The organism is uncultured Escherichia sp. (genome assembly GCF_948475835.1).
Taxonomy (GTDB): Bacteria; Pseudomonadota; Gammaproteobacteria; order Enterobacterales; family Enterobacteriaceae; genus ECMA0423.
Map to the genome: position 1 here is coordinate 1 of NZ_CAOLGM010000223.1, position 3,246 is coordinate 3,246.

A 3,246-nucleotide genomic window follows, 5' to 3' on the forward strand; every position below is an offset into this window, starting at 1 on the left:
CCGTAGCGCCGATGGTAGTGTGGGGTCTCCCCATGCGAGAGTAGGGAACTGCCAGGCATCAAATTAAGCAGAAGGCCATCCGTCAGGATGGCCTTTTTGCATTGGCGCAGAAAAAAATGCCGGATGCGACGCTGGCGCGTCTTATCCAGCCTACTCTTGCTTATCCGTTCTGCTTTTGCATCCACTCCACCACAAAATCAGCCAGCCCCTCAACATCATTAATATCCAGTAATGCGACATCAAGATTAAGCGGCACATCACTGGCTACAGCAATAACATGCCTGTCTATCACTAATTCTTCAGGTCGATGTCCGGCTCCATCGCGAAACAGCACAATCTTTGCGATCTCTTCATGCTTAAACCCTTCGACCAGAATCAAATCCAGCTTTGAGGTATCCATTCGACTTGCGAGAAACTGTAGATCCAGCTCTTCTTCGTCTGGTGTTTCCGTCATCAAGGCCCATCGTTGCTGGCTGGCAACGATGGTTTGTGCCGCGCCAGCCTTGCGCAGCTCATAGCTATCTTTGCCTGGCTTATCAACATCCATATCATGGTGCGTATGCTTAATCAGCCCTGGACGGATCCCTCTGGCGCATAATGCCGGGATCAGTTGTTTCAAAAGCGTAGTTTTTCCGGTACCACTCCACGCGGCAAAGGCGAGTAACGGTATCATCGTTTTTCCTGCCATCGGGCAAGCTCCTCTGGCGTATTCACGTTAATAAATGCATCTTTATTATCGCTGAAATCAACCGCATGACCGCCAGCCAGACGCATAAATGCCATTACCCGGCGTTCTCCTGCTTGCAGATATTCCAGTAATAAAGGCTCAATTGCGCGGTTTACCAGAGCAATAGTCGGGTGATCGCGTTCACCGTCGTGGACCCACACGACAGGCGCATCTTTGCGCTGATGATTAAGCCGGGCTGCTAAATCCTCGGGAATATAAGGAGTATCGCACGGACAAAACAAAAACCACTCGCCTGCTTCCTGCTGCATTACTGAAAGCATTCCTGCCAGAGGGCCTGGGTAATCCGCCAGTGAATCTTCAATCACTTTCAGACCGCTTGCCTGATAGATTTCCTGATGGCGATTGGCATTAACCACGACGTGAGAGAGCTGCGTCATAAGCGCGTCAGCGACATGTTGCCATAATGGTTTGCCGTTTAATTCAAGCAATCCTTTATCTACGCCGCCCATTCGTCTGGCTTTACCGCCTGCCAGCACAACGCCTGTTATCGTCGTCATCAGATTCACCGATATCGCCTCTTTTATTGTGGGATTGACCCTGCTAACGTGTCTGTCTCAAGAGTAAGGAGCATTACTATGAAATGTAAACGTCTGAATGAAGTTATTGAACTCCTCCAGCCAGCCTGGCAAAAAGAGCCAGACCTTAACCTGTTGCAATTTTTGCAGAAACTGGCGAAAGAGTCAGGTTTTGACGGCGAACTGGCGGATTTGACGGATGACATTCTGATCTATCACCTGAAAATGCGTGATTCCGCGAAAGATGCGGTGATCCCGGGTTTGCAGAAAGATTATGAAGAAGACTTCAAAACGGCGCTGTTACGCGCTCGTGGCGTAATTAAAGAGTAAAAGCTTGTAAGCGGTGCCACCAAAATCATCGTGAAATGATATCCTTCATCATTCGTAATGTTTTCCGGATGATGGGATGAACAACAGCGCTTTTACTTTCCAGACACTACACCCGGATACCATCATGGATGCTCTATTTGAGCAAGGGATCCGGGTGGATTCCGGTCTTACCCCGCTTAACAGCTATGAAAACCGTGTCTATCAATTTCAGGACGAAGATCGTCGACGTTTTGTCGTCAAATTTTATCGCCCTGAACGTTGGACAGCCGATCAAATCCTCGAAGAACATCAATTTGCGTTGCAGTTGGTAAATGATGAAGTTCCGGTCGCAGCACCTGTGGCCTTTAACGGTCAGACTTTATTGAATCATCAGGGATTTTATTTCGCTGTTTTTCCAAGCGTCGGTGGTCGCCAGTTCGAAGCTGATAATATCGATCAGATGGAAGCGGTTGGGCGTTATTTAGGGCGTATGCACCAGACGGGGCGCAAACAGCTTTTTATCCATCGCCCGACCATCGGTCTGAATGAATATCTCATTGAGCCACGCAAGCTGTTTGAGGACGCTACACTGATGCCTTCCGGGTTGAAAGCGGCATTCCTGAAAGCGACAGATGAGCTGATCGCCGCCGTTACAGCACACTGGCGGGAAGACTTCACCGTTCTGCGGCTACATGGAGACTGCCACGCCGGGAATATTCTCTGGCGCGATGGTCCAATGTTTGTTGATCTGGATGATGCACGTAATGGTCCAGCTATTCAGGATTTGTGGATGTTGCTCAATGGCGATAAAGCCGAGCAGCGGATGCAACTGGAAACTATTATTGAAGCTTATGAAGAATTTAGCGAGTTCGACACCGCTGAAATCGGACTGATTGAACCTTTACGCGCCATGCGTTTGGTTTATTATCTTGCCTGGCTAATGCGGCGTTGGGCTGATCCCGCGTTCCCGAAAAATTTCCCGTGGTTAACCGGGGAAGATTACTGGCTGCGACAAACGGCGACTTTTATAGAACAGGCAAAAGTTCTACAAGAACCCCCTTTACAATTAACACCTATGTATTAATCGGAGAGAGTAGATCATGAAAAAGATTTGGCTGGCGCTGGCTGGTTTAGTTTTAGCGTTTAGCGCATCGGCGGCGCAGTATGAAGATGGTAAACAGTACACTACCCTGGAAAAACCGGTAGCTGGCGCGCCGCAAGTGCTGGAGTTTTTCTCTTTCTTCTGTCCGCACTGCTATCAGTTTGAAGAAGTTCTGCATATTTCTGATAATGTGAAGAAAAAACTGCCGGAAGGCGTGAAGATGACTAAATACCACGTCAACTTCATGGGTGGTGACCTGGGCAAAGATCTGACTCAGGCATGGGCTGTGGCGATGGCGCTGGGCGTGGAAGACAAAGTCACTGTTCCGCTGTTTGAAGGCGTACAGAAAACCCAGACCATTCGTTCAGCATCTGATATCCGCGATGTATTTATCAACGCAGGTATTAAAGGTGAAGAGTACGACGCGGCGTGGAACAGCTTCGTGGTCAAATCTCTGGTCGCTCAGCAGGAAAAAGCTGCAGCTGACGTGCAATTGCGTGGCGTTCCGGCGATGTTTGTTAACGGTAAATATCAGCTGAATCCGCAGGGTATGGATACTAGCAATATGGATG

General features: G+C 48.9%; 5 protein-coding genes. 3 read left to right on the forward strand and 2 right to left on the reverse strand.

The features are described from left to right. Positions 1-160 precede the first annotated feature (160 nt). Positions 161-688 (reverse strand): molybdopterin-guanine dinucleotide biosynthesis protein MobB, encoded by a 528-nt coding sequence (mobB, locus tag QZF50_RS23110; protein ID WP_000907641.1) that lies wholly within the window; start codon positions 686-688, stop codon positions 161-163. Continuing rightward, the gene (mobA, locus tag QZF50_RS23115; RefSeq protein ID WP_001052174.1) at positions 670-1,254 is read right to left on the reverse strand and encodes a molybdenum cofactor guanylyltransferase MobA; all 585 of its coding nucleotides are present in this window, start codon (positions 1,252-1,254) and stop codon (positions 670-672) included. Before mobA ends, mobB begins: the two co-directional genes overlap by 19 nt. A gap of 69 nt (positions 1,255-1,323) precedes the next feature. Here mobA and QZF50_RS23120 point away from each other — a divergent pair, with 69 nt between their 5' ends. From QZF50_RS23120 to dsbA, 3 genes are all read left to right on the forward strand, one after another. After that, on the forward strand, positions 1,324-1,593 hold the full coding sequence (locus QZF50_RS23120; RefSeq protein ID WP_001295263.1) for a YihD family protein: 270 nt from the start codon (positions 1,324-1,326) through the stop codon (positions 1,591-1,593). Positions 1,594-1,669: 76 nt separating this feature from the next. After that, positions 1,670-2,656, forward strand: coding sequence for a stress response kinase SrkA (srkA, locus tag QZF50_RS23125; RefSeq protein WP_001065520.1), 987 nt, complete (start codon positions 1,670-1,672; stop codon positions 2,654-2,656). 16 nt (positions 2,657-2,672) lie between these two features. Next, on the forward strand, positions 2,673-3,246 hold a 574-nt coding region (gene dsbA / locus QZF50_RS23130), incomplete at its 3' end, for a thiol:disulfide interchange protein DsbA (protein WP_137520178.1).

What these genes read in the sequence shown, in the direction of transcription:
- mobB (WP_000907641.1), bottom strand. Translation starts at nt 688, where the DNA reads ATGGCAGGAAAAACGATGATACCGTTACTCGCCTTTGCCGCGTGGAGT.
- QZF50_RS23120 (WP_001295263.1), top strand. Translation starts at nt 1,324, where the DNA reads ATGAAATGTAAACGTCTGAATGAAGTTATTGAACTCCTCCAGCCAGCC.
- srkA (WP_001065520.1), top strand. Translation starts at nt 1,670, where the DNA reads ATGAACAACAGCGCTTTTACTTTCCAGACACTACACCCGGATACCATC.